The 23,774-nt window shown below is 71.1% G+C and carries 22 protein-coding genes; 8 read left to right on the forward strand and 14 right to left on the reverse strand.

The annotated features are described in order from the left end of the window. Positions 1-67: 67 nt before the first annotated feature. Complete coding sequence (locus ACWENQ_RS10560) at positions 68-1,942, forward strand: ABC transporter ATP-binding protein (RefSeq protein ID WP_452413776.1); 1,875 nt, start codon at positions 68-70, stop codon at positions 1,940-1,942. Here the strand turns inward: ACWENQ_RS10560 and ACWENQ_RS10565 are convergent. Beyond that, complete coding sequence (locus ACWENQ_RS10565; protein ID WP_452413812.1) at positions 1,912-3,258, reverse strand: MFS transporter; 1,347 nt, start codon at positions 3,256-3,258, stop codon at positions 1,912-1,914. The two genes, ACWENQ_RS10560 and ACWENQ_RS10565, sit on opposite strands and share 31 nt — an antisense overlap. Positions 3,259-3,330: 72 nt before the next feature. Between ACWENQ_RS10565 and ACWENQ_RS10570 the strand changes: the two genes are divergently transcribed. Together ACWENQ_RS10570 and ACWENQ_RS10575 are read left to right on the forward strand one after the other, a co-directional pair. Next, on the forward strand, positions 3,331-3,984 hold the full coding sequence (locus ACWENQ_RS10570) for a TetR/AcrR family transcriptional regulator (protein WP_449922137.1): 654 nt from the start codon (positions 3,331-3,333) through the stop codon (positions 3,982-3,984). Between the two features lie 10 nt (positions 3,985-3,994). Beyond that, complete coding sequence (locus ACWENQ_RS10575; protein WP_452413777.1) at positions 3,995-4,741, forward strand: methylenetetrahydrofolate reductase; 747 nt, start codon at positions 3,995-3,997, stop codon at positions 4,739-4,741. A 16-nt stretch (positions 4,742-4,757) separates the two neighbouring features. Here ACWENQ_RS10575 and ACWENQ_RS10580 read toward each other — a convergent pair whose 3' ends face one another. The 4 genes from ACWENQ_RS10580 to ACWENQ_RS10595 form a co-directional block, all read right to left on the reverse strand. Then, positions 4,758-5,135: a VOC family protein gene (locus ACWENQ_RS10580; protein WP_452413779.1), complete on the reverse strand. Its 378-nt coding sequence runs from the start codon at positions 5,133-5,135 to the stop codon at positions 4,758-4,760. A gap of 62 nt (positions 5,136-5,197) precedes the next feature. Beyond that, the gene (locus ACWENQ_RS10585) at positions 5,198-6,637 is read right to left on the reverse strand and encodes an MFS transporter (RefSeq protein ID WP_452413780.1); all 1,440 of its coding nucleotides are present in this window, start codon (positions 6,635-6,637) and stop codon (positions 5,198-5,200) included. A 74-nt stretch (positions 6,638-6,711) separates the two neighbouring features. Next, complete coding sequence (locus ACWENQ_RS10590) at positions 6,712-7,374, reverse strand: Crp/Fnr family transcriptional regulator (protein WP_354919984.1); 663 nt, start codon at positions 7,372-7,374, stop codon at positions 6,712-6,714. Then, a complete protein-coding gene (locus tag ACWENQ_RS10595; RefSeq protein WP_452413781.1) occupies positions 7,371-9,371 on the reverse strand; it encodes an adenylate/guanylate cyclase domain-containing protein in 2,001 nt (666 codons plus the stop codon). The genes ACWENQ_RS10590 and ACWENQ_RS10595 overlap by 4 nt, the downstream gene beginning before the upstream one ends. A 262-nt stretch (positions 9,372-9,633) precedes the next feature. Between ACWENQ_RS10595 and ACWENQ_RS10600 the strand changes: the two genes are divergently transcribed. After that, positions 9,634-10,533, forward strand: a complete 900-nt coding sequence (locus ACWENQ_RS10600; RefSeq protein ID WP_449921510.1) for a hypothetical protein — start codon at positions 9,634-9,636, stop codon at positions 10,531-10,533. A gap of 102 nt (positions 10,534-10,635) precedes the next feature. Here ACWENQ_RS10600 and purL read toward each other — a convergent pair whose 3' ends face one another. The 4 genes from purL to purS all read right to left on the reverse strand — a co-directional run bounded on the left by purL (position 10,636) and on the right by purS (position 14,683). Then, entirely contained in the window at positions 10,636-12,882 is a 2,247-nt protein-coding gene (purL, locus tag ACWENQ_RS10605) for a phosphoribosylformylglycinamidine synthase subunit PurL (RefSeq protein ID WP_449921507.1), read from the reverse strand. Further along, the gene (purQ, locus tag ACWENQ_RS10610) at positions 12,879-13,562 is read right to left on the reverse strand and encodes a phosphoribosylformylglycinamidine synthase subunit PurQ (RefSeq protein WP_449921505.1); all 684 of its coding nucleotides are present in this window, start codon (positions 13,560-13,562) and stop codon (positions 12,879-12,881) included. Before purQ ends, purL begins: the two co-directional genes overlap by 4 nt. Before the next feature lie 266 nt (positions 13,563-13,828). After that, complete coding sequence (locus tag ACWENQ_RS10615; RefSeq protein ID WP_354920068.1) at positions 13,829-14,215, reverse strand: ATP-binding protein; 387 nt, start codon at positions 14,213-14,215, stop codon at positions 13,829-13,831. Between the two features lie 222 nt (positions 14,216-14,437). Continuing rightward, a complete protein-coding gene (gene purS, locus ACWENQ_RS10620) occupies positions 14,438-14,683 on the reverse strand; it encodes a phosphoribosylformylglycinamidine synthase subunit PurS (protein ID WP_449921503.1) in 246 nt (81 codons plus the stop codon). A 396-nt stretch (positions 14,684-15,079) separates the two neighbouring features. Here purS and pdhA point away from each other — a divergent pair, with 396 nt between their 5' ends. From pdhA to ACWENQ_RS10640, 4 genes are all read left to right on the forward strand, one after another. Continuing rightward, complete coding sequence (gene pdhA / locus ACWENQ_RS10625; protein WP_449921500.1) at positions 15,080-16,171, forward strand: pyruvate dehydrogenase (acetyl-transferring) E1 component subunit alpha; 1,092 nt, start codon at positions 15,080-15,082, stop codon at positions 16,169-16,171. Then, the gene (locus ACWENQ_RS10630; protein WP_449921498.1) at positions 16,168-17,148 is read left to right on the forward strand and encodes an alpha-ketoacid dehydrogenase subunit beta; all 981 of its coding nucleotides are present in this window, start codon (positions 16,168-16,170) and stop codon (positions 17,146-17,148) included. The genes pdhA and ACWENQ_RS10630 overlap by 4 nt, the downstream gene beginning before the upstream one ends. 14 nt (positions 17,149-17,162) lie before the next feature. Continuing rightward, complete coding sequence (locus tag ACWENQ_RS10635; protein ID WP_452413782.1) at positions 17,163-18,680, forward strand: dihydrolipoamide acetyltransferase family protein; 1,518 nt, start codon at positions 17,163-17,165, stop codon at positions 18,678-18,680. A gap of 62 nt (positions 18,681-18,742) precedes the next feature. Beyond that, positions 18,743-19,039 carry a Dabb family protein gene (locus tag ACWENQ_RS10640; RefSeq protein WP_449921495.1) on the forward strand — a complete coding sequence of 99 codons (297 nt, stop codon included), beginning with the start codon at positions 18,743-18,745 and terminating at the stop codon, positions 19,037-19,039. On the opposite strand, the gene ACWENQ_RS10645 is transcribed toward ACWENQ_RS10640, so the two are convergent. The 5 genes from ACWENQ_RS10645 to ACWENQ_RS10665 form a co-directional block, all read right to left on the reverse strand. Continuing rightward, a complete protein-coding gene (locus ACWENQ_RS10645) occupies positions 19,036-20,124 on the reverse strand; it encodes a hypothetical protein (protein WP_452413783.1) in 1,089 nt (362 codons plus the stop codon). The two genes, ACWENQ_RS10640 and ACWENQ_RS10645, sit on opposite strands and share 4 nt — an antisense overlap. Then, positions 20,121-20,624: an RNA polymerase sigma factor gene (locus ACWENQ_RS10650; RefSeq protein WP_449921491.1), complete on the reverse strand. Its 504-nt coding sequence runs from the start codon at positions 20,622-20,624 to the stop codon at positions 20,121-20,123. The genes ACWENQ_RS10645 and ACWENQ_RS10650 overlap by 4 nt, the downstream gene beginning before the upstream one ends. 41 nt (positions 20,625-20,665) lie before the next feature. Next, positions 20,666-20,890 (reverse strand): hypothetical protein, encoded by a 225-nt coding sequence (locus ACWENQ_RS10655; RefSeq protein WP_354920016.1) that lies wholly within the window; start codon positions 20,888-20,890, stop codon positions 20,666-20,668. Positions 20,891-20,956: 66 nt separating this feature from the next. Further along, positions 20,957-21,853, reverse strand: coding sequence for an MBL fold metallo-hydrolase (locus tag ACWENQ_RS10660; RefSeq protein WP_452413785.1), 897 nt, complete (start codon positions 21,851-21,853; stop codon positions 20,957-20,959). Positions 21,854-21,927: 74 nt separating this feature from the next. Beyond that, a complete protein-coding gene (locus ACWENQ_RS10665) occupies positions 21,928-23,733 on the reverse strand; it encodes an acyl-CoA dehydrogenase (RefSeq protein ID WP_449921486.1) in 1,806 nt (601 codons plus the stop codon). Positions 23,734-23,774: the final 41 nt, after the last annotated feature.

Genomic DNA, 23,774 nt, shown 5'->3' on the forward strand with positions numbered 1-23,774 from the left:
CTCGGGCGGCTCTTCCGGGCGTGGCGGGCTTGACCTCAAGTGAACTTGACCTTTTACCGTCGTCCCCATGGACATGGAAGTCACCGCCTGGAACCAGCTCTACGGCGCCATGAACGCCCGGCATGAGCGCCGCCCCTTCTCGCTGGCCACCCTCCGCAGGATCGGTGGTTTCGCCCGGCCGCACCGGGCCCGACTTGCCCAGTTCCTCCTCCTCAGCATCGTCATGGCCGCGCTGGCCGTCGCGGCCCCCGTCCTGGCCGGCCGGGTCGTCGACGCCATCGTCAAGGCCGAACCCTTCGACGTGGTCCTGGAGCTGGCCGCGCTCATCGCCGTGCTGGCGCTGGCCGAGGCGGGCCTCGGCCTGCTCACCCGCTACCTGTCCGCCGGCATCGGCGAAGGCCTCATCCTCGACCTGCGCACCGCCGTGTTCGACCACGTCCAGCGCATGCCGATCGCCTTCTTCACCCGCACCCGCACCGGCGCGCTGGTCTCCCGCCTCAACAACGACGTGATCGGCGCCCAGCGCGCCTTCACCGACATCGTCTCCAGCGTCGCGGGCAACGTCGTCACCCTGGTGCTGACCCTGATCGTCATGATCGGCATCTCCTGGCAGATCACCCTGCTCGCGCTGCTCCTGCTGCCCGTCTTCGTGCTGCCGGCCCGGCGCATGGGCGGACGCATCGCCCGGCTGCGCCGCGAGGCCGCCGACCACAACGCCGCCATGGGCACCCAGATGACCGAGCGGTTCTCCGCTCCGGGCGCGACGCTGGTCAAGCTGTTCGGCCGCCCGGCCAAGGAGTCGGCGGACTTCGCCGCCCGGGCCGGCAGGGTGCGCGACATCGGCGTCCGCACCGCCATGACCCAGTCACTGTTCGTCACGGCGCTGACCCTGGTCTCGGCGCTGGCCCTGGCCCTGGTGTACGGCCTCGGCGGCTTCTACGCCCTCGCCGGCCGGCTCGACCCCGGCTCGGTGGTCGCCCTGGCCCTGCTGCTGACCAGGCTCTACTCCCCGCTGACCGCGCTGGCCAGCGCCAGGGTCGACGTCATGAGCGCGCTGGTCAGCTTCGAGCGCGTCTTCGAGGTGCTCGACCTGGAGCCGCTCATCAAGGAGAAGCCCGGCGCCCGCGCGGTGCCCGACGGCCCGGTGTCGGTGGAGTTCGACGGCGTGCGCTTCGCCTACCCCTCGGCCGACAAGGTGTCGCTGGCCTCCCTCGAGGAGGTCGCCACCCTCGACTCGCGCGGCGGCGTCGAGGTGCTGCACGACGTCTCCTTCCGCGCCGAGCCCGGCCAGATGGTCGCCCTCGTCGGCTCGTCGGGGGCGGGCAAGTCCACGATCGCCCAGCTGCTGCCGCGGCTCTACGACGTGGACGAGGGGGCGGTGAAGCTGGGCGGGGTGGACGTGCGCGACCTGACGGCCGACTCCATCAGGGACACCCTCGGCATGGTCACCCAGGACGGCCACCTCTTCCACGACACGATCAGGGCGAACCTGCTGCTGGCCCGCCCCGAGGCCGCCGAGGACGAGATCTGGGACGCGCTGCGCAGGGCGCGGCTCGCCGGCCTCATCGAGTCGCTGCCCGACGGGCTGGACACGGTGGTGGGCGAGCGCGGCTACCGGCTGTCGGGCGGTGAACGGCAGCGCCTCACGATCGCCCGCCTGCTGCTGGCCCGCCCCAGGGTGGTCATCCTCGACGAGGCGACCGCCCACCTGGACTCGACGTCCGAGGCGGCGGTGCAGGAAGCCCTCAGCGAGGCGCTGGCCGGCAGGACCGCGATCGTCATCGCGCACCGGCTGTCCACCGTCCGCGCGGCCGACCTCATCCTGGTCGTCGAGGACGGCCGCGTGGTGGAGCGCGGGACGCACGCCACCCTGCTGGCCGCCGGAGGCAGGTACGCCGAGCTCCACAGGACTCAGTTCGAGGCGCCCGCCATCGCCGCCTGAGCCGTACGGCGCAGCGAGTAGAGGCTGACGGGGATGCCCACGGCCACGATGACCGCGGCGATCACCAGGGTGGACTGGTAGGCGGGGAGGAAGCCGGTGGCGACCTGCCTGGCGTTGAGGATGGCGCCCAGGACGGTGATGCCCAGCAGGCCGAACACCTCGCGGGAGACGTTCAGGACGCCGGCGGCCACGCCCGCTCTGTCCTGGGGGAGCGCGCCGAGGATCATCGTGGTCAGCGGGACCAGCATGCCGCCGCCGAGGCCGTACAGGAGGAACCAGGGCAGGACGTCGAGGTAGCCGCCGCCCGCGCCGACGAACGAGATGCCGAGCACGGCCGTCGCCATGAGCGCCAGGCCGAGGGCGACCGTGCGGCCGTTGCCGAGGAGGCGGGCCAGCCGCTGCGCCTGGATCGCGACGGCCGCCATGAGCAGGGCCATCGGGACGAACGCGGCGCCGGCCTCGACGGGGGAGAAGCCCAGGGAGTTCTGCAGCCACAGGGCGCTGAAGAAGTAGATGCCGAACACCCCGAAGGACCACAGGCCCATCGCGAGCGTCCCGCCGGTGAAGACCCGGTTCCTGAAGAGGCTCAGGTCGATCATCGGCTCGGCCGACCTGCTCTCGACGACCACGAACGCGACGGCGGAGAGCACCGTGACGGCGGCGAGCGGAAGCGTCCATCCCTCGATGAGCGCGTACGTCAGGGCGAAGAGCGTGATCGCGGAGGTGGCCAGGCCGGGCAGGTCGAGCGCGCGGCGCACGCGCTCGGCGTCGGGCCTGATGGCCCACACGGCCAGCGCGAGCGTGCCCACGCCGACCGGCACGTTGATCAGGTAGATCCAGCCCCAGTGCAGGTGCTCGCTGATGAAGCCGCCCGTCGCGGGTCCGAGCGCCATCGACAGCGCGCCTGACGCGGTCCAGATGCCGACCGCGGTCCCGCGCTCGCGCGGGTCGCGGAAGGTGGCGGAGATGAGCGCCAGCGCGGTCGGGGTGAGCAGGGCCGCGCCGACGCCCTGGACGGCCCGCGCGGCGATCAGCGTGCCGCCGTCGGCGGCCAGTCCCGCGCCCAGCGACGAGAGCGTGAAGACGGCGAGCCCGCTCAGGAACGTCGTCCGCCTGCCGAGCACGTCGGCCAGCCGCCCGCCGACCAGCATGAGCCCGGCGAACACCAGCATGTACCCGGTCGCCACCCACTCCAGGCCGGACAGCGTCAACCCCAGTTCCCGCTGGATCGTCGGGAGGGCCACGTTGACGATGTTGTTGTCCAGATACGTCATGAACGTGCCGAGGGTCACCGCGGCCAGCGCCCACCATCTCATCACATTGCCTCCTATACGCCGTACTTGTACGCCGTACAGTTGACCTTGTACGGCGTATAGTTGTCAACCGTGATGGGAAAACTGACCGCTGAGGCGATCGTCGAGAAGGCGTTGGAGATCGGCGACGCCGAGGGGCTCGACGCGGTGACCATCCGGCGGCTCGCCACCGACCTCGGGGTCACGCCGATGGCGCTGTACTGGCACTTCAAGAACAAGGAGCAGCTGTTGATCGGCATGGCCGATCACCTGATCGCCGGGTTCACCCCCAAGGACGCCGGCGACCGCCCGTGGCACCAGGAGCTACGCGACCTCGTCCTCGGACTGATCAGGACGCTGCGCCGCTATCCCTGCGCCAAGAACGTGCTTGAACAGATCGACCAGACCACCGTGCCCAGCTTCCTCACCGTCTGGGACCGGGCGCTCGGCCTGGCCCACTCGGCCGGGTTCAGCCAGGAAGAAAGCTGCCTGATCACCAAGTACCTGCTGCAGAGCGCCATCTCCATCGCCGACGCGCCCGTCCACTTCCGGCCCGGCCGTACGCCGGAGGAGATCACCGAGCTGCTCAGGGTCAAGCGGCTGGGCCTGCAGTCGCTGCCCGCCGACACCTACCCGAACCTGGTGGCGATGGCGCGGCCCATGGTCGAGGGTGTCAGCGAGGAGTTCTACGACAGCTTCGGCGTCGATCTCGTACTCGGCGGCGTCGTCGCGCTGGCCGCCCGCCGATAGGCTGCCGGGCATGACTTTCCAGCTGGTCTGCGAGATCGAACCGCCTACCAAGCCCGACCTCACGCACGTCCGGCACCAGATCGGCACCCTGGGCAAGCTCGCCCATTCCTTCCTCATCCCCGACAACCACATCGGCAGGGCGACGGTCTCCAGCGTCGCCGTCGCGCACGAGGTCCAGGCCATGGGCGGGCGCAGCATCGCCTGCCTCAACTCGCGCGACCGCAACCTGCTCGGCCTGCGCCGCGACCTGCTGACCGCGGCCGCCTACGGGGTCGATCACTTCCTGTTCGTCTACGGCGACAAGCCCACGAGCGGCAACAGGACCAGCGACCTGACGGTCCGCTCGATGATCGAGGAGGCCAGGGAGTTCTCGCCGGCGTTCCGCGTCGGCGCGGCGGCGGGGCTGCGGCCGCTGCCCGCGTGGAAGCGCGCGGCCGACTTCCTCTTCGTCCAGGTCAGCTTCTCGCTCGACGCGCTGCTCAGGTGGCGCGAGGCCAACCCCGTCGACGTGCCCGTCTACGCCGGGGTGATGGTGCTGGCCAGCCAGTCCCACGCCCAGCGGCTCGCCGCGGCCATTCCCGACATCGACATTCCCGAGGAGCTGGTGGAGCGCCTGGGCGACGACCGGATGGCGGGCGTGGAGGCGGCCTGCGAGCACGTCCTCAGGATCCGTGACTCCGGCGCCTTCGACGGCGTGCACCTCATCCCGGTCACCCGCTACCGCGACGTCGAGTCCCGCCTCCACGACACCCTCTGAGCGGCCGGTCGGGCGCTCAGTCCCACCGGCGGGCGTTGTCGGCGTTGATCCCGGGATCCTTCACCACGCAGAACGGCTGGCCCGCCGGGTCCCGCATCACCCACCAGTTGGGGGCCTGCCGGACGCGGGTCGCACCCAGCCCCTCCAGCCGCGAGACCTCGGCCTCCAGGTCGTCGGTGTGGAAGTCGAGGTGCACGCGGGGCTCCCCGTCGTCCAGCCGCTGCACCAGGAGCCCGAACTCCTGGCCGGGCAGCATGCCGCCGTGGAACTCGGGATGCTGGGGAATGCGAGGCAGCTCGTGCCCCGTCGCGCCTCGCCAGAACGCCAGTGCCTCGTCGTGCTCGTCCCCAGGCACGTCGATCACGGCCAGGTGCAACCTGCTGTGGTGCGTCATCAGCCCTTCTTCCCGTGTGCCGCGCGCCGGCGATCCCGTCGTCGCACGATCTTCACCGCCGTTCATCGTACGGCGCGGGGGCCGCGGGCCAGCGCCGCGAACACGGCGCCCGCCAGTGCCACCCCGAACAGCACGCCGTACGTCAGCCGGAACCCGGCCATCAACTGCTCCACCGCCACCGGCGACAGCCGCGACAGCGTGCCCGCGTACACCTGCGCGCGCAACGACGGAGCGACCGCGCTGGTCAGCACGCTCAGCGACAGGCCCACGCTGAGCACGATCCCGACATTCATCACCATGAGCCGGAAGCCGTTCACCACGCCCAGGCTCCCCGCCGGCAGGGCGCTCATCACCTGCGTGGTGTTCCCGGTCAGGAACGTGCCGCTGCCGCATCCGGCCAGGAAGAGCCCCACCCCGATGATCCAGTACGGCGTGCCGGGCCGGGCCGTCGCCATCAGGGCCGCCAGGCCGGCCGCGCTGAACAGCGACCCCCCGATCGACAGCGCGTACGGCGAGACGCGCCGCCCCAGCACGCCCGCGACGGGGGAGGCGAGCGCCATCCCGACGGGAACCGGCAGCACGGTCAGACCGGCGGTGAACGCGTCGACGCCGCGGGCCGCCTGGAAGTGCAGCGCCACCAGGAGGATCAGCGCCGCCCTGGCCAGCGCGTTGCAGAAGGAGGCCAGGTTCGCCCACGCCAGCATCCGGCCGCCGAACAGCCGCAGGTCGAGGACCGGATGCGCGGCCCGCCGTTCGACCAGGAGGACGAGCGGTGCCAGCACCGCGGCCACCACCGCGCCCACGACCACGACGGGACCGCCGTTGCCGATCTCGGACAGCGCCAGGAGGAGCGCGGTCAGCGTGGCGAAGATGAGCAGGTTGCCGAGCGCGTCCACGGGCTCGCGCGGCCCCCGCGGCATCCCGCGCAGCGTGAGCGCCCCCCAGACCAGCGCGATCACCCCCGCGGGGACGTTCACCCAGAAGATCCACTGCCAGCCGGCCGCCTCGGCGATCAGGCCGCCGACGGTCGGCCCGGCGAGCTGCGCGATGGACAGCGTGCCGATGTAGACGCCCATGCCCTGGCTGAGGCGGTCCGGCGGGAAGGCGGCCGTGATGATCACTGTCCCGTTGGCCAGGATCATCGCCGAGCCGATCGCCTGTAACACCCGCATCGCGACCAGGAACCAGACGCCGGGCGCGAGGCCCGCCAGCAGCGAGCCGACCGTGAACAGCGCGAACCCGGCCAGGTAGACCTCCCTGCGGCCGAGCAGGTCGGCGATCCTGCCGAAGAAGACCAGGCTGGCGGTGTTGACCAGGAGGAAGGAGAGCAGGATCCAGCCCGACTCGAAGGGGGTGGCGTGGAAATGGCGGACGACGGCCGGGAGGGCGACGTTGAGCGTGCTGCCGGCGATCCCGATCAGCACCAGGCCGAGGCTGGTCACCGAGCAGACACGCCAGGCGTAACGGAGTCGGCGGGTGTAGTCGGGGGAGACGGCGACCATGCTCCCACTATGACGTACGACGTACGTCCGCTTGATCCCGCCACCCCCCGAGCCGCCCGCGAGAAGCGATGCCGTCAGCGGGCGCGTTTGCGCAGGCCCTCCAGGTCGTGGATCACCACCCGGCGCCGCCCCGTCTCGATCAGCCCCCGGTCGCGCAACGTCCGCAGCGCCTTGCTGACCGCCTCCCTGGACGCGCCCGTCCACCCCGCGAGCTCGTCCTGCGACAGCGGCAGCGCGACCCGCAACCCGGTGCTCGTCTGCTCGCCGTACCGCTCGGCCAGCTCCACCAGCCGTGTCGCCACCCGCCCCGTCGTGTCGAACGCGCCGTACTCGACCCGCTTGCGGTCCGCGTCTCTCAGCCGCCCGGTGACCAGCTGCATCAGCAGCACCGCCACCCGCCCGTGCGCCCGCAGGAACCCGGCGAAGTCGCGGACCACCACCCCCGCCACCGGCTCCAGCGCCGTGACGGTCGCCGAGCGGGGCGAGCCGTCGATGGCCGACATGTCGCCGATCAGTCCGCCGGGCCCGCGCACCGCCAGCACGACCTCCGTCCCGCCGCTGGTGTGGGAGGACACCTTGACCCGCCCTTCGAGCAGCAGCAGCACCCAGTCGGAGGTGTCTCCCTCCGTCATCAGTACCTCGCCCCGCTCCCAGCGTCTGGGGCGACCGGCGGCCTTCAGGGCCTCGGTCTCGTCAGGGGTCAGCATGGACAGGAACTCTCCGGCCTCTGCGGTCATGACCCGATTATGCGGGGCAGGGCCGCCAGCACGTAGGCCTCCACCTCCTGTTCCTTCCCCTTCAACCGCAGCGCCCCGAGAGGTGTGGCCGTCACGCCGGCGCCGAGCTGGGCCAGAGTCGTGGCGCCGATCACCACCGTGCCGGGCTCCGCCATGGCCTCCAGCCTGGCCGCGACGTTCACCGCGTCGCCCATGGCGTTGAAGCCCCTCAGCTCCGGGCTGCCGATGTTGCCGACCAGCGCCATGCCGGTGTTGATGCCGACCCTGAAGGTCGGCCAGCCGTCGGCGGCGACTTGCCTGGCCGCCTCCTGCATGGCCAGGGCGGCCCGGCACGCGGCCAGCGCGTGGTCCTCCTGGGTGGCGGGCGCGTTGAAGAGCGCGAGTAGCGCGTCGCCCACGAACTGCACGATCGTGCCGCCGTTGCCGAGGATGCAGGGCACGGCCGCGGTGTGATAGCGGTTCAGCATCTCGACGATCTCCCCGGGCGTGACCCGCTCGGAGAACGTGGTGAACCCCTTGAGGTCGGCGAACAGCGCCGTCAGCTCGCGCAGCTCGCCGCCGAGCGCGGCCTGTCCGGGGTCGGCCAGCAGGCGGTTGGCGACGTCGGGCGACATGTACTGCCGGAACAGCGTGTCGAGCTCGGCGTACAGGCGGGCGTTCTCCAGCGAGATCGACAGCTGGCTGGCCAGGGTCGAGGCCAGGGCCTCGTCCTGCGCGGTACGGCCGAGCGGCACCTCCAGCGCGCCCGCCAGGTGCCCCTTCACGGTCAGCGGATAGGCGACCAGGCCCTCGCGCCTGATGGGCGCGGTGCCGTCGAAGACGTACTCGCGCGAGCCGATGCTCACCCTGCCGTCGGCGACCAGGCCGATGCGCACGTCGCCGTACGCCTGCCGTACCCGCTCCAGGGCGCCGGTCAGCAGGTCGGACTCGGCCAGCCGTACCCTCGTCTGCGTCCCGACGTCGACGAGCGCCGCGAGGCGCTCGGACAGCTCGCGCTCGCTGGCCAGCGCCTCTCCGGCGCGGTCGAGGACCGCCGCCTGGCCCTCGGTCAGCTGGAAGCGCCCCGCCAGCCGTACGGCAGGCAGCTTGGTGCCCTTGCGGACGTGCTCGACCAGTTCCTCCAGCGCCTGCTCGTACTGCGCCTGGATCCTGACCACCGTCGCCGACAGCGCCACCGAGTCGAACAGGCCGGCGCTCGACCCCTCGCGCCGGAACTGCAGGTAGGCGCTGTAGGCGACGAAGACGAAGGCCAGTGTCAGCAGGATGTGCCACTCCCACCACGACAGGTGCCAGTTGAGCTGGGACATCCCCGCGATCATGGCCTCGGCCAGCAGCGCGTAGGCGGTCATCAGGCTCACCAGGATCGCCGAGCGCCGCCTGCGGTGCAGAAGGAACATCATGACGCCGGCCGCGACGAACAACACCATGCCGGGCACCGAGAACCAGCCGAACCACGGGATGGGCGCCTCCGCCGGCGGCCTGCTCAGCGGCGTCAGTCCGGGCACCAGCGAGGCCACGCCCCACACCGCCATGATCCCCAGCAGGACCGCCCTGATCAGGTCCTGCGCCGCCAGCACCGTCCTGGCCTGCCCCTCGCCGAGCGGGAACGCCGACGCGAAGGCGAAGACGGCCGCCACCGTCAGTCCGACCTGCTGGCCGACGTCGAACCCGAGGGAGGGCGCCGCGAGGATGATCTGCGGCGTCGCCAGGCCGTGCAGGAAGAAGAAGCCCGCGCTGCTCAGGAACACCATCGACACCAGGAACAGCCGCGCGTCCTCCCGCCTGCGCGCCGCCTCGCTGATCATCAGGCCCAGCACCACGTTGATGCCGGCCACGACGAGGATCATCCAGAAGTGGCTGGGGTTGTGCTGCCACCTCACGTTGATGCCGCCCGGGTCGGCGAGCAGCAGCCACAGCCCGAGCAGCGGCAGGACCAGGTGAATCGCCCACACCACCGCTCTGACGGGCTGGCTGGCGGGCGGCAGGTAGGTGTTCACGGACGATTATCCCCACGCCCGGGAGGAATCCAAGGCGTCGATTCACCGGCTCGGCGCGTTGGTCTGCCCGGGGCCTGGTCGCTCGTGACCGCTCCGGGAGTGTTCGCGGTTTCCGGCGACGGCTGACCGCCGGTCAATCCCGCCTGTCACCCTCTGTTTCGTGACATACACGTTATGTAGTGGCGTAATCCCTTGGAACGGTTGAAGCGTGAACCTCATGCACAACATGCGCACCATCTCTGTTCCATCTGGAAGGTATGCCGTGGCAATCAAGGTTCGCGGTGGGCGCGCGCTCACCCTCGCCACCGTCGGAGCGCTCGCCGCTTCGCTGTTCACCATCGGTGGCGTCGCCACCGCGTCGTCCGCCGCCAACGAGGTGCACGCCTGCGTGCACAAGAAGACCCGCTACGCCCGGATCGTCAACCCGGCGACGCCGTGCCGGACGACGGAGATCAGGGTGCTGATCGGGGGATCGTCGCCCAACGGGCTGGCCGGCACGCGCGAGCAGGGCCCGCAGGGTCCGGCGGGTCCGAAGGGCGAGACCGGTCCCCAGGGTCCGGCGGGCCCGGCCGGCAAGAACGGCGTCGACGGCAAGCCCGGCCCCCAGGGTCCCAAGGGGGAGACCGGTCCCGCCGGTCAGCAGGGCAAGCCTGGTGAGAAGGGCGAGCAGGGTCCCAAGGGTGAGACCGGGCCGCAGGGCAAGCCTGGCGAGCAGGGTCCGAAGGGTGAGACCGGTCCCGCGGGGCCGCAGGGCAAGCCCGGCGAGAAGGGCCCCGAGGGTCCGAAGGGCGACACCGGCCCCGCGGGGCCGCAGGGTCCCGCCGGTCCGAAGGGCGACAAGGGCGACGCGGGCGGCATCAAGTCGATCGTCGTCGTGAGCAAGAACTTCAGCGGCAAGGAAGGATCCGTCTCCTGCCCGGCCGATTCGGTGGCCACGGGCGGCGGCTTCTCCGGCGTCAACGGCACCGTCACGACCAGCGCGCCGTCGGTCTCCGGCGGCACCCCGACGGGCTGGGAGGTCGAGCTGAGCGGCGGCAGCCACGGCAACGACCTCGCGCCGCAGACGGCCACCACGCCGGGCACGGACACCAAGACCGTCACCGGCCAGGGCTCCGGCGGCGGCAGGGGCGGCACGGTCTACGCGATCTGCGCCGCCAAGTAGGAACGCCGCCAAGTAGGAACGCCGCGCAGGAGGAACCGCGCAGGAGGAACGCCGCGGGGGCCGGTACGGCATGCCGTACCGGCCCCCGCGAACGAAGGAACCTTAGCCGAACAGCGCGGGCAGCGCGCCCGTGTGGACCTCGCGCAGCTCGGAGACGGGCACCTCGAAGGCGCCCTCCACCACCAGCGACTCGCCGCCGGTCTCGCCGAGCCCGTAGCAGGGCACCTCGAACGACGCGCACAGCGCCGCGAACTCCTCGAAGTGCTCGGCCTTCACCGCCACCAGCGCCCGCGCCGACGACTCGCTGAACAGGGCGACGAACGCGTCTTCGGGCAGCGCGACCTTCGCGCCGACCCCCTGGGCCAGGCACGCCTCGGCCAGCGCGATCGCCAGGCCGCCGTCGGACAGGTCGTGCGAGCCGGCCACCAGGCCCTTCGCGGCCGCCTCGACCATGACGGAGGCCAGGCCCTGCTCGGCCACCAGGTCCACCTCCGGCGGCAGGCCGCCGAGGTGGTCGTGGGCGACGCGCGCCCACTCCGAACCGCCGAACTCGTCGCGGGTCTCGCCGAGCAGCGCGATGCGCAGACCCGGCTCGGTGAACCCGGAGCGGACACGCTTGGCGACGTCGTCGATGACGCCGAGCACGCCCACGACGGGCGTCGGGTGGATGGCCGCCGCGCCGGTCTGGTTGTAGAAGGACACGTTGCCGCCGGTCACCGGGACGCCGAGGGTCCGGCAGGCGTCGGCGAGCCCGCGGACGGCCTCGGCGAACTGCCACATGACCTCCGGGTCCTCGGGGGAGCCGAAGTTGAGGCAGTTGGTGACGGCGAGCGGCCGCGCGCCCGTCACCGCGACGTTCCGGTACGCCTCGGCCAGCGCCAGCTGGGCACCCGCGTAAGGGTCGAGCTTGGCGTAGCGGCCGTTGCCGTCGGTGGCCAGCGCGATGCCGCGGGTCGTCGGCGTGGCGCCCTCCATGACCTCGGAGATGCGCAGCATGCCGGCGTCGGCGGGCTGGGCGAGCACCGTGTTGGAGCGGACGTACCTGTCGTACTGGGAGGTCACCCACTCCTTGGAGGCGAGGTTGGGCGAGCCGAGCAGCTGGAGCAGCGTGGCCTTCAGGTCGGCGGGCCGCGGCAGGTCGACGACCTCGTTCAGCGCGGCCTGGCCCGCGGGCTCGTGGAAGGGCCGCTCGTAGACGGGGCCCTCGTCGGCCGCGGTGCCCGGCGGGATGTCGACGATGACCGAACCGTCCCAGGTCATCACGAGCCTGCCGGTGTCGGTCACCTCGCCGATCACGACGGCGGGCACGTCCCACTTCTCGCAGATCGCCATGAAGGCGGGGATGTCGGACGGGGCCACCACGGCCATCATCCGCTCCTGCGACTCGCTCATCAGGATCTCCTCGGGCCTGAGCGAGGGGTCGCGGAGCGGGACCAGGTTGAGGTCGACGTGCATGCCGCCGGTGCCCTTGGCGGCCAGCTCGGTGGTGGCGCAGGAGACGCCCGCCGCGCCGAGGTCCTGGATGCCCACGACCACGTCGGCCGCGTACAGCTCCAGGCAGCACTCGATGAGCAGCTTCTCCATGAACGGGTCGCCCACCTGGACGGCGGGCCGCTTGGCCGAGGACTCGTCCTCGAACGTCGCCGAGGCCAGCACCGAGGCACCGCCGATGCCGTCGGGGCCGGTGGAGGCGCCGAAGAGCACGACCTTGTTGCCCGGTCCAGGCGCGGTGGCCAGCTTGATCTGGTCCTTGCGCAGCAGGCCCACGCAGAGCGCGTTGACCAGCGGGTTGCCGATGTAGCAGGGGTCGAAGACGACCTCGCCGCCGATGTTGGGCAGGCCCAGGCAGTTGCCGTAGGAGGAGATGCCCTCGACGACGCCGGGCAGCACGCGCCGGGTGTCGGCCTGGTCGGCGCCGCCGAAGCGCAGCGCGTCCATGACCGCGATCGGGCGCGCGCCCATCGACATGATGTCGCGCACGATGCCGCCGACGCCGGTCGCCGCGCCCTGGTGCGGCTCGACGTACGACGGGTGGTTGTGCGACTCGATCTTGAAGGTGGCGGCCCAGCCGTCGCCGATGTCGACGACGCCGGCGTTCTCGCCCATGCCGACCAGCAGCGCCTCGGACGCGGGCGCCTTGCTGGCGAACTGGCGCAGGTGCACCTTGGACGACTTGTACGAGCAGTGCTCGGACCACATGACCGAGTAGATGGCCAGCTCGGAGGAGGTGGGACGGCGGCCGAGGATCTCGCGGACCCTGTCGTACTCGTCCTGCTTCATTCCCAGCTCGGCGAACGGCATCGCCTCGTCGGGCGTGTCCGCGGCTCGCTTCACCGTGTCGAGGCTCATGCGTTCACCAGCTTCTTGAGGATGGAGGTGAAGAAGCCGAGGCCGTCGGTGCTGGGGGCGCCGACCAGTTCCTCGACCGCGTGTTCCGGATGCGGCATGAGACCGACGATGTTGCCCGCCTCGTTGCAGATGCCCGCGATGTCGTCGAGCGAGCCGTTGGGGTTGCCGCCGAGGTAGCGGAAGACCACCTGGCCGTTGGCCTCCAGCTCCTGGAGCGTCTCGGCGGAGGCGACGTAGCGCCCCTCGCCGTGCTTGACCGGCAGCACGATCTCCTGGCCGGGCGCGTAGTCGGCGGTCCAGGCCGTCGCGTTCGTCTCGACCTTGACGCGCTGGTCGCGGCAGACGTAGTGCAGGGAGGCGTTGCGGGTGAGTGCGCCGGGCAGCAGGTGCGCCTCGCACAGGATCTGGAAGCCGTTGCACGTGCCGAGCACCGGCAGCCCGCCGCGGGCGGCGGGGACGAGCTCCTCCATGATCGGGGCGAACCGTGAGATCGCGCCGCAGCGCAGGTAGTCGCCGTAGGAGAAGCCGCCGGGCAGGAAGACCGCGTCGACTCCCTTCAGATCGTGGTCGCCGTGCCAGAGCGGCACCGCCTCCGCGCCCGCCAGCCGTACGGCACGGGCTGCGTCCTGGTCGTCGAGAGTTCCTGGAAACGTGACAACGCCCACACGGGCAGCGCTCATGACTTTCGTCCCCTCCGGAGGAATGCGCACGCCACGCCACCGTCTCATGGTGTGGACGGCGGTCTGCGGCGGTGCCTCCAGGGTATCGGCTGCTGCCCGATGCCCTCTCGCGGCCTGTCAGGAAGGCGGCCGACCTGCGGGGAAGCGGCTCAGGGACCTGCGGGGAAGCGGATCAGGACCTGCGGGGGAGCCGGACCAGGACCTGGGAAGGGAAGCGGATCAGGGCCTGCGGGGAAGCCCGATCGGGACCTGACGGGGGAAGCGGATCAGACGGCGGCGAGCTCGCGGGGGCGGGCGCCTTCCTCGTGGTCCCACGCCAGGTGCTTGCGCAGGTGGACGGTGGTGCCGCGGCCGGGCGTGATGCCGAAGGAGATCTCGTCGACGACGGAGCGCATGATGAGCAGACCGCGACCGTTCTCCGTCTCGGGCGGCGGGTAGTGCAGCGGCATCGACGGCAGGCCGGTGCCCGCGTCGGCCACCTTCACGTCGCAGCGGCCGTAGCCGATGGACGCGCTGACCTCGTACCTGTTGGCGGGACCGCCATGGCGCACCGCGTTGGAGCAGGCTTCCGACACGGCCAGCAGCATGTCGGAGATGCAGCTCTCGCTCACGCTGAGTGAGCGCATCGCGTCACCTAGCACCCGTCTGACCATCGGTATGCCGATCGCATCCCGCGGCAGCGCCAACGAGAACTCAATGTCCACCGGACTCCTCCGAGTGCGGGAATCTCACCTGGAGGAGGTTTCCCCGTGAAATCAGGGCTAACCGCAAAATCACGTTGTTGTTATTTAGTGTTGGTAAGCCCGTGGGATTGTGGCACGGCCAAACCCGGCTTTAAACCGCGATGGTGATTTCTGGCCGCCAAATGTGCCGTTCTACCCCTCGACCCGCACGGTGTACTCCTCGATCACCGTGTTGGCCAGCAGGGTCTCGGCCATCTTCCGGACCTCCGCGAGGGCCGCCTCGTCGGCGACGCCCTCCACTTCGAGCTCGAACCGCTTGCCCTGGCGCACCTGGGAGACGCCGGAGAAGCCCAGGCGCGGCAGCGCGCGGGCGATGGCCTGGCCCTGCGGGTCGAGGATTTCCGGCTTGAGCATGACGTCGACGATGACGCGCGCCACGGCGCTCCTCCTGAAGCTGAGGTACGGGGTTGCGGCGTTCAGCCTAACGCCCCGCCCGTGGTGAACCCGCCCCACCCCTGCCTCCGACCTCTCCATCCGGCCCCACACCGCCTCTGACGAGACCGGCCCGCGTGTCGGGCGCGGGGTTGGCGCGGGGCAGGGCTCTCTTGACCTGCCGTTGGGGATCCGGACGGCTGCCAACGTGATCCCCGCCGGGAAGGTTCGTGCACGATCCACCGGGAACGGGGAGGACATGGGGCTTGCGCGTAGGGCTGTGACCTCTGCCACCATGTCCCCAAACGCGTACGAACCACCACCAGATGGGCCGTACGCCAGAAAGGCCGGGAAAAGTATGGCAACCCCAGCGAACCGGCCCCGACCGCACAGGAGTGGCACGTGACCGTCGACGCCTCTCGTGGTGCAGAAGCACCCCCAGAGCTCGTGCAGTTGCTCACCCCCGAAGGGGAGCGGATCGAGCACCCCGACTATGACATCGACCTGACGCCCGACGACGTGAGGTCGCTGTACCGCGACCTGGTGCTCGTCCGCCGCGTGGACCTGGAGGCCGTCGCCCTGCAGCGCCAGGGCGAACTGGGCATCTGGGCCTCGCTGCTCGGCCAGGAGGCCGCGCAGATCGGCTCGGGCAGGGCGCTCACCGACGCCGACATGGCCTTCCCCACCTACCGCGAGCACGGCGTCGCCTGGTGCCGCGACGTCGACCCGGTGAAGCTGCTGGGCCTGTTCAGAGGGGTCAACCACGGCGGGTGGGACCCGTCCGAGCACAACTTCCACCTCTACACGATCGTCATCGGCAGCCAGACCCTCCACGCGGTCGGCTACGCCATGGGCATCCAGCGCGACGGCGCCAACGCCGCCACGATCGCCTACTTCGGCGACGGCGCCACCTCCCAGGGCGACGTCAACGAGTCGTTCATCTGGGCCAGCGTGTTCAACGCCCCGATCGTCTTCTTCTGCCAGAACAACCAGTGGGCGATCTCCGAGCCGCTGGAGAAGCAGACGCGCATCCCGCTCTACCGGAGGGCGTCGGGGTTCGGCTTCCCCGGCATCCGGGTGGACGGCAACGACGTCTTCGCCTGCCTGGCCGTCACGAGGAAGGCCCTGGAAGCCGCGAGGACCGGCCAGGGGCCGACCCTGATCGAGGCCTTCACCTACCGGATGGGCGCGCACACCACGACCGACGACCCGACCCGCTACCGGGTGGCCAGCGAGCTGGAGGCGTGGAAGCTCAAGGACCCGATCGAGCGCCTCAAGGCGTACCTGTTCAAGAACGAGCTGGCCGACCAGGAGTTCTTCGACTCCATCGACGCGGAGGCCGAGGACCTCGGCGCCGACCTGCGCAGGCGCTGCCTGGAGATGCCCGACCCCGGGCCGCTCGACATCTTCGACCACGTCTACAGGGAACCCCACGCGCTGATGGAGCAGGAGCGCGCCCAGTACGCCGCCTACCTGGAGGGCTTCCAGTCATGACCATGCTGACCCTCTCGAAGGCGATCAACGAGGGCCTGCGCAGGGCGATGGAGGACGACCCGAAGGTCCTCATCATGGGCGAGGACGTCGGCAAGCTCGGCGGCGTCTTCCGCGTGACCGACGGCCTGCAGAAGGACTTCGGCGAGGACCGCGTCATCGACACCCCGCTGGCCGAGTCGGGCATCATCGGCACCGCCATCGGCCTGGCCCTGCGCGGCTACCGGCCGGTCTGCGAGATCCAGTTCGACGGGTTCGTCTTCCCGGCCGCCGACCAGATCATCACCCAGCTGGCCAAGATGCCGCTGCGCTCGCTGGGCGCCATCAAGCTGCCCGTCGTGGTCCGCATCCCGTGCGGCGGCGGCATCGGCGCGGTCGAGCACCACAGCGAGTCCCCCGAGGCGCACTTCACGCACACCGGCGGCCTGCGTGTGGTCGCCTGCAGCAACCCGGCCGACGCCTACACGATGATCCAGCAGGCCATCCGCAGCGACGACCCGGTGATCTTCTTCGAGCCCAAACGCCGCTACTGGGAGAAGGCCGACGTCGACACCACCGCCACCGACTGGTGGGCTCCCTTCGACCGGGCCGCCGTGGTACGGCCGGGCGACGACGTCACGCTGTTCGCCTACGGGCCCATGGTCAAGACCTGCCTGGAGGCCGCCGCGTCCGCCCAGGAGGACGGCCGTTCCGTCCAGGTGGTCGACCTGCGCTCGCTCAACCCGCTCGACTTCCCCACGGTCATGGAGTCGGTGCGCAGGACGGGCAGGGCGGTGGTCGTCCACGAGGCGCCGGTCTACAACGGCTTCGGCGCCGAGCTCGCGGCCAGGATCACCGAGGAGTGCTTCTACCACCTGGAGTCCCCCGTGCTGCGGGTCGGCGGCTTCTCCACCCCTTACCCGCCGTCGAAGCTGGAGGAGCACTACCTGCCCGACCTGGACAGGATCCTCGATGCCGTCGACCGTACCTTCACCTACTGAGAGGGGGATCTCGAATGCGTCGTGAATTCAAGCTCCCCGACGTGGGAGAGGGCCTCACCGAGGCCGAGATCGTCCGCTGGCACGTCAAACCGGGCGACTCCGTCAAGGTCAACCAGATCGTCGTGGAGATCGAGACGGCCAAGTCGATCGTCGAGCTGCCGTCCCCCTGGGCCGGCGTCGTCGCCGAGCTGATGGCGGAGGAGGGGCGGACGGTCGACGTCGGCGTGCCGATCATCGCGGTCGACACCGACGAGCCCGCTCCCGCGGGTACGGCGGCGCCCGCCCCCGGGGAGCCGGCCGGCCGGGCCGCCGCACTGGCCGACGACATGGTGCCGAGCCCGCCCGCCGAGGGCGCCGTCGAGCCGGGCGTGCACGGCAGCCCCGCGCCCAAGGAGGAGCGCACTCCCGTCCTGGTCGGCTATGGCGTCAAGGCCGGTGCGGCCAAGCGCCGCCCCCGTAAGAAGGCCACCACGCCTCCCGCCGCCTCCGCCCCCGCCGGGCCGCAGGCCGTCCGGGCTCCGGCGCCGCCTGCTGCTCCGGCGCCGCCCGCTGCTTCGATGCCGCCCGCTGCTTCGGTGGCCAACCCCGAGCGCGTGGCCGTCCCCGGGCCCGGCGCCGCCCAGCCGCTGCCCGAACCCTGGCCCGCCGGGGGACGGGTGACCCCGCTCGCCAAGCCGCCGGTCCGCAAGCTGGCCAAGGACCTGGGTGTGGACCTGGCGGCGCTGCGCGGCACGGGCCCGCAGGGCTCCATCACCCGCGACGACGTGCATGCCGCCGCGCAGGCCGCCACCGCGCTGCGGGCCGCCGAGCCCGCCCGCCTCGCGCCGCGGGACGGGGAGGAGCGCATCCCCGTCAAGGGCGTGCGGAAGATGACCGCGCAGGCGATGGTCGCCAGCGCCTTCACCGCGCCGCACGTCACCGAGTTCCTGCAGGTGGACGTCACCGAGACGATGGCGGCCGTCCAGCGGCTCAAGCAGCTTCCCGACTTCGCCGAGGTCAGGGTCTCGCCGCTGCTGCTGGTGGCCAAGGCGGTCCTGGTGGCCGCCCGCCGCTATCCGATGATCAACTCGGCGTGGGACGAGGCCGCCCAGGAGATCGTGGTCAAGCACTACGTGAACCTCGGCATCGCCGCCGCCACACCGCGCGGGCTGGTCGTGCCGAACATCAAGTCCGCCCACACCCTCGACCTGCCGGGCCTGGGCAGGGCGCTGGGTGAGCTGACGGAGACGGCACGGGCGGGCCGTACGCAACCGGCCGAGATGGCCGGCGGCACGATCACGATCACCAACGTGGGCGTGTTCGGCGTCGACACCGGCACCCCGATACTCAACCCCGGCGAGTCGGCGATCCTGGCCTTCGGCCAGGTCAAGGACGCGCCGTGGGTGGTGGACGGGCAGCTGGCCGTCAGGAAGGTGACCACGCTCGCGCTGTCGTTCGATCACCGGATCGTCGACGGCGAGCTCGGCTCGCTGTTCCTGCGCGACGTCGGCGCGATGCTCGAGGACCCGCTGCGCATGCTGGCCTGGAGCTGAGCTCAGGACGCCGACGGGCGGGCGCCGGTCACCGGCGCCCGCCCCACGGCTAGGCTGAAGCCATGATCCGTCACATCGTGCTGTTGACCTGGACCGACGCCGCCACCGAGGAGCAGAAGGCCGCCGTCGAGAAGGGCCTGGCCGCCCTGCCAGCCGTGATCCCCGAGCTGCGCCGCTACGAGCTCGGCAGCGACCTCGGCCTCGCCGGCGCGGGCAACGCCGACTTCGGCATCGTCGCCGAGTTCGACTCGGTCGCCGACTTCGAGGTCTACCGCGACCACCCGCAGCACCACGCCGTCATCAACGAGCACATCGTCCCGATCAGGAAGGCTCGCACCGCCATCCAGTTCGAGGTCTAGAGCCGCGCGGAGCACTTGCGGCAGCCGGGGGGCGGCACCGGCCGCACGTCGGTCCACCCCGCCTTCGTGACGATGGTCGCCGCATACGGAACCCCGTCGGGCGGCCGCGACACGCTGAGCACCTTCCCCGTCAGCGGGTCGATCGTCGCCTGCGCCTGCGCGGGAGGCAGCTGCTGCGTTCCGAGCAGTTCCCCGGTCGCGGGGTCGATCACCACCTGCGTCCCGTTGAGGGACCGCAGGGCGATGCCGCGCAGCCCGAAGTCGCCCGGCACCCGGTCGAGCACCGTCACCCCCGGCACCTTCGCCAGCAGGAGGTAGGCCGCGGCCCTCGTGGCGGGTGTGGCAGGGACGCGCGTGACGAGGGAGAAGGCCGCCCGCTCCAGCCACTCCTCGCGGCGGGGGGTCCGGCCGGGGTCGTAGCTCTCCAGCAGCCTGGCCCGCAGGGCGCCGGGCTCGTCGGGCAGGTTCCGCAGCTCCGTCAGCGTCGGCTCCAGCCCGTCGGCCAGGGTCAGGCTCCGGCGCAGGTCCGTCGTCGGGTAGGCGGGCAGGTTCGGGTCACATCCTCGCGCGGGACACAGCCTCGGCGAGCCCGCCCGCTTCCAGGCCTTCCTGGCCGCCTCCCCGTACGGCTTCGCCGACACCGGCTCGTGCCAGCTGTAGACCTCCTGGCTGGGCCCGAAGGCGAGCGACTCGACGGCCCGTTCCTCGACGAGGTACCCGTCCCCCTTCAGCCGGACGACCCGTTCGGAGTCCTGCCGCCAGTAGCGGCCCTTCGCCTCCGGCGTGGCCGCCAGTCTGGCCGCCGCCACCTCCAGCTTCCGCAGCGGGGTGACCGCGGCCGGCTGCTCGTCCGCCCGCGGGATCAGGGCCGCCACCGCGCCGACGACGAGGACGACGGCCGCGGCCGCGAGCGCCGTCCCCGTCCACGCCCACCATCCCGCCCATCGGCCGCTCGCGCGCCGCGGCTGGACGGCCGGCGGGAGCGCCTGCCCGGACAGGACCCGGTCCCGTGTCGCCGCGAGCTGTTCGGGCGAGGCGGGCGGCACGTCCGGCATCACCGAGTCGATGACCTGGAACTCGTTCATCCCATCACCTCACGCAGCTTGGTCCTGGCCCTGCTCAACCGGGAGGCGACCGTCCCCGTGGCGATCTTGAGCGCCGTGGCCACCTCGTCGTATGTCAGCCCGCCGTACGCGACGAGCAGCACCACGTCACGCTCACCGGGTGACAGCCGCGCCAGCGCCCCCGCCAGCCGGTCGGCCCGCACGTCGGCGGTGAGCCTGTCCACGATCCGCTGGTCGTGCCCCTCGTCGTCGGGTGGCGGCCCTGACCTGGCCATCGCGCGGTACCTGCGCACCTCGGCGCGGCGATGGCGGCCGATGAGGTTGGTCGCGATGCCGTACAGCCACGGCCTGACCTCTCCGAGGGCGGAGTCGAAGCGGTCGCGCTGCCGGAAGGCGATGAGGAAGGTCTCCGCGGCGAGGTCCTCGGCCACGTCGAGGTCGAGCCTGCGCCCGATGTAGCGCCGGATCTCCTCGAAGTGGGCGTCGAAGACGGCCTCGAAGACGCCTGGAGCGGTGATCACACCCTTGATTGCCCGCAGCGGGCCGGTCCTTCCCGACGATTTCAGACTTCGGGCGGGTTGTTCTCCCGGTGCATCAGCCGGTCCTCGGAGGTGTGGCCGCGGCGCGGGGCCAGCACGATGCTCAGCACCACGCCGACCCCACCGACGATCATGAAGATGACGCCGATCCTGTCCATGTGGACGGCGCTGCCGAACACGTCGGGCTCGATGGCGAAACGGAGGATGGCGCCGAGCGTGAGGAAGAAGATGCTGACCCCGACACCCATGACGACCTCCGGAGGGTAAAGACCACGTACGGAGACGGTCATACCCTCCTGGTGAAGATCACACCCTCAGGCGTGACACGTCAGCGGTCGCCCGCCGTTGAAGGCGATCATGTCGAGGACGGCGGCCGCCAGGTCGACGTCGCCGCCGGTGGCGTCGGCGTAGGCCCGGTGCAGGTTGCCGACGATGCGCTCGCCGTCGACCAGCGCGCCGTACTCGCCGAGATCGGTCTGCCGGGCCAGCTCCAGCGGCGACAGCCCGGCCGCCATCCCCGCCTCGGCGGTCTGCCGGACGAACCGCAGGTAGCCGCGCACCGTGTCGATCGCCGAGGGGCCGCACACGTCGCCGTGCCCCGGCACGATCGTCTCCGCGCCGAGCGCCTCCAGCTGGTCGAGCGCGGCCAGCGCGCCTTCCACCGAGCCCATCAGCACGAACGGCGTGCCGCCGTTGAAGACCAGGTCGCCCGCGAACAGCACCTTGCGCGACGGGATCCACACGTAGGAGTCGTTGGTGGTGTGCGCGGCGAACCCGACGTGCCTGACCTCGCAGCGCAGGTCGTCGGAGTAGAGGGTGACGCCGTCGGTGTAGGTGAGGAACGGCGGCACGGGATCGAGCGTGCCCCATTCGACGTCGGGAGACCACGCGCCCAGGTAGGTGGGCACCCCGTCGGCGAGGATCCGCTCCCTGGTCCGCTCGTGCGCCACGATCGTCGCCTCAGGGAACAGGTGGTTGCCGAAGGTGTGGTCGCCGTGGTGGTGGGTGTTGACCAGCGTGGTGATCGGCCGGTCGGAGACCTGGGCGATGGCCTCGCGGTAGGCGCGGGTGCGGCGCTCGGTGGAGCAGGCGTCGATGGAGATGACGCCCCTGCGTCCGGCCAGGAACCCGGTGTTGTTGATCCACCAGCTCCCGTCGGGCTGGATGTAGGCGTAGACGCCCTCGGACACCTCTTCGACACGTGGGGACATGTCGTGAAGGTACACGGAAGGCCGCCCACCGCGGGGGTGGACGGCCTTCCGGACCTGCCGCGGGAGCAGGTGGTCTAGAACGCCTCTTCCGGCAGGTCCATCAGGTCGAGGCCGGTGCTCTCCAGCACGGCCCGCTCGGCGGCCAGGCGCGGCAGCACGGTCGTCGCGAAGAACGACGCCCCCGCCACCTTGCCCTGGTAGAACGGGTCCTCGCCCTCGGCCAGCCGGGCCAGCGCGATCTCCGCCTGGCGCAGCAGCAGCCAGCCGATGATCAGGTCGCCGAGCGACAGCAGGAAGCGCGTGGTGTTGAGCCCGACCTTGTAGATCTCGCGCTGCGCCTCCAGCGAGCCAAGCGCCCAGCCCGCCAACGTGTCGCCCATGGCCTTGACGTCGGCGGCGGCCTGGGCGAGAAGCCTGCGCTCCTGCTTGAGCCTGCCGTTGCCGGCCTCGGAGGCGGCGAAGGCGTTGATCTCGGCCATGAGGGAGCCGACCGCCGCGCCCTGGTTGCGCAGGATCTTGCGGAAGAACAGGTCGAGGCCCTGGATCGCGGTCGTGCCCTCGTACAGGGAGTCGATCTTCGCGTCGCGGATGTACTGCTCGATCGGGTAGTCCTGCAGGTAGCCGGAGCCGCCCAGCGTCTGCAGCGAGCGCGACAGCAGCTCATAGGAGCGCTCGGAGCCGACGCCCTTGACCACGGGCAGCAGCAGGTCGTTCATCGCCTCGGCGTGCTCGTCGCCGGGGTTGACCAGCAGGGCGTCCTGGAAGGTGGCCGTGTAGAGGACCAGCGCGCGCATGCCCTCGGCGTACGACTTCTGCAGCATCAGCTCGCGGCGCACGTCGGGGTGGTGGGTGATGGTCACGCGCGGCGCGGACTTGTCGGCCATCTGGGTCAGGTCGGCGCCCTGGAGGCGGGACTTGGCGTACTCCAGCGCGTTGAGGTAACCGGTCGACAGCGTCGCGATGGCCTTGGTGCCGACCATCATCCGGGCGTGCTCGATCACCATGAACATCTGCCTGATGCCCTCGTGCACGTCGCCGACCAGCGTGCCGATCGCCGGGTGCTTGTCGCCGAAGGTCAGCTCGCAGGTCGTGGAGACCTTCAGGCCCATCTTCTTCTCGACGTTGGTGACGTAGACGCCGTTGCGCTCGCCGAGCTCGCCGTTCTCCAGGTTCACGTGGTACTTGGGCACCAGGAACATCGACAGGCCCTTGGTGCCGGGGCCCGCGCCCTCGGGCCTGGCCAGCACCAGGTGGAAGATGTTGTCGGCCATGTCGTGCTCGGCGCTGGTGATGAAGCGCTTGACGCCTTCGATGTGCCAGGTGCCGTCGGGCTGCTGGATGGCGCGGGCGCGCCCGGCGCCGACGTCGGAGCCCGCGTCGGGCTCGGTCAGCACCATGGTGGCGCCCCAGTTGTTCTCGATCGCCAGCTCGGCGAACCGCTGCTGGTCGGGGGTGCCGACCTTCCACAGCGTGTAGGCGAAGTTGGGGCCCGCGGCGTACATGTAGAGAGCCGGGTTGGCGCCCAGGATCATCTCGGCGGCCGACCACGCCAGCGAGCGGGGGACACCGGGCCCGCCGAGCTCGGCGGGCAGGTCGAGGTGCGCCCATCCGCCGTCCATGAGCGCCTTGAACGACTTCTTCACGCCGGCGGGTACGGTCACCGTCGAGGCGGCCGGGTCGAAGACCGGAGGCGTGCGGTCACCCTCCTCGAAGGAGTCGGCCAGCACACCCGTGGCGAGCCTGTTGACCTCGTCGAGGATGCTGCGGGCGACGTCCTCGTCCACTTCCGAGAACGGGCCGTTACCGAGGATCTCGCGGCGACCGAAGACCTCGAAGAGGTTGAACTCCAGGTCCCGCACGTTGCTCTTGTAGTGGCCCATGGCCGCTGTCTCCTTGAACCGGGGGCGTTAGTACTGGCGAG

Source organism: Nonomuraea sp. NPDC004354 (assembly GCF_053602555.1).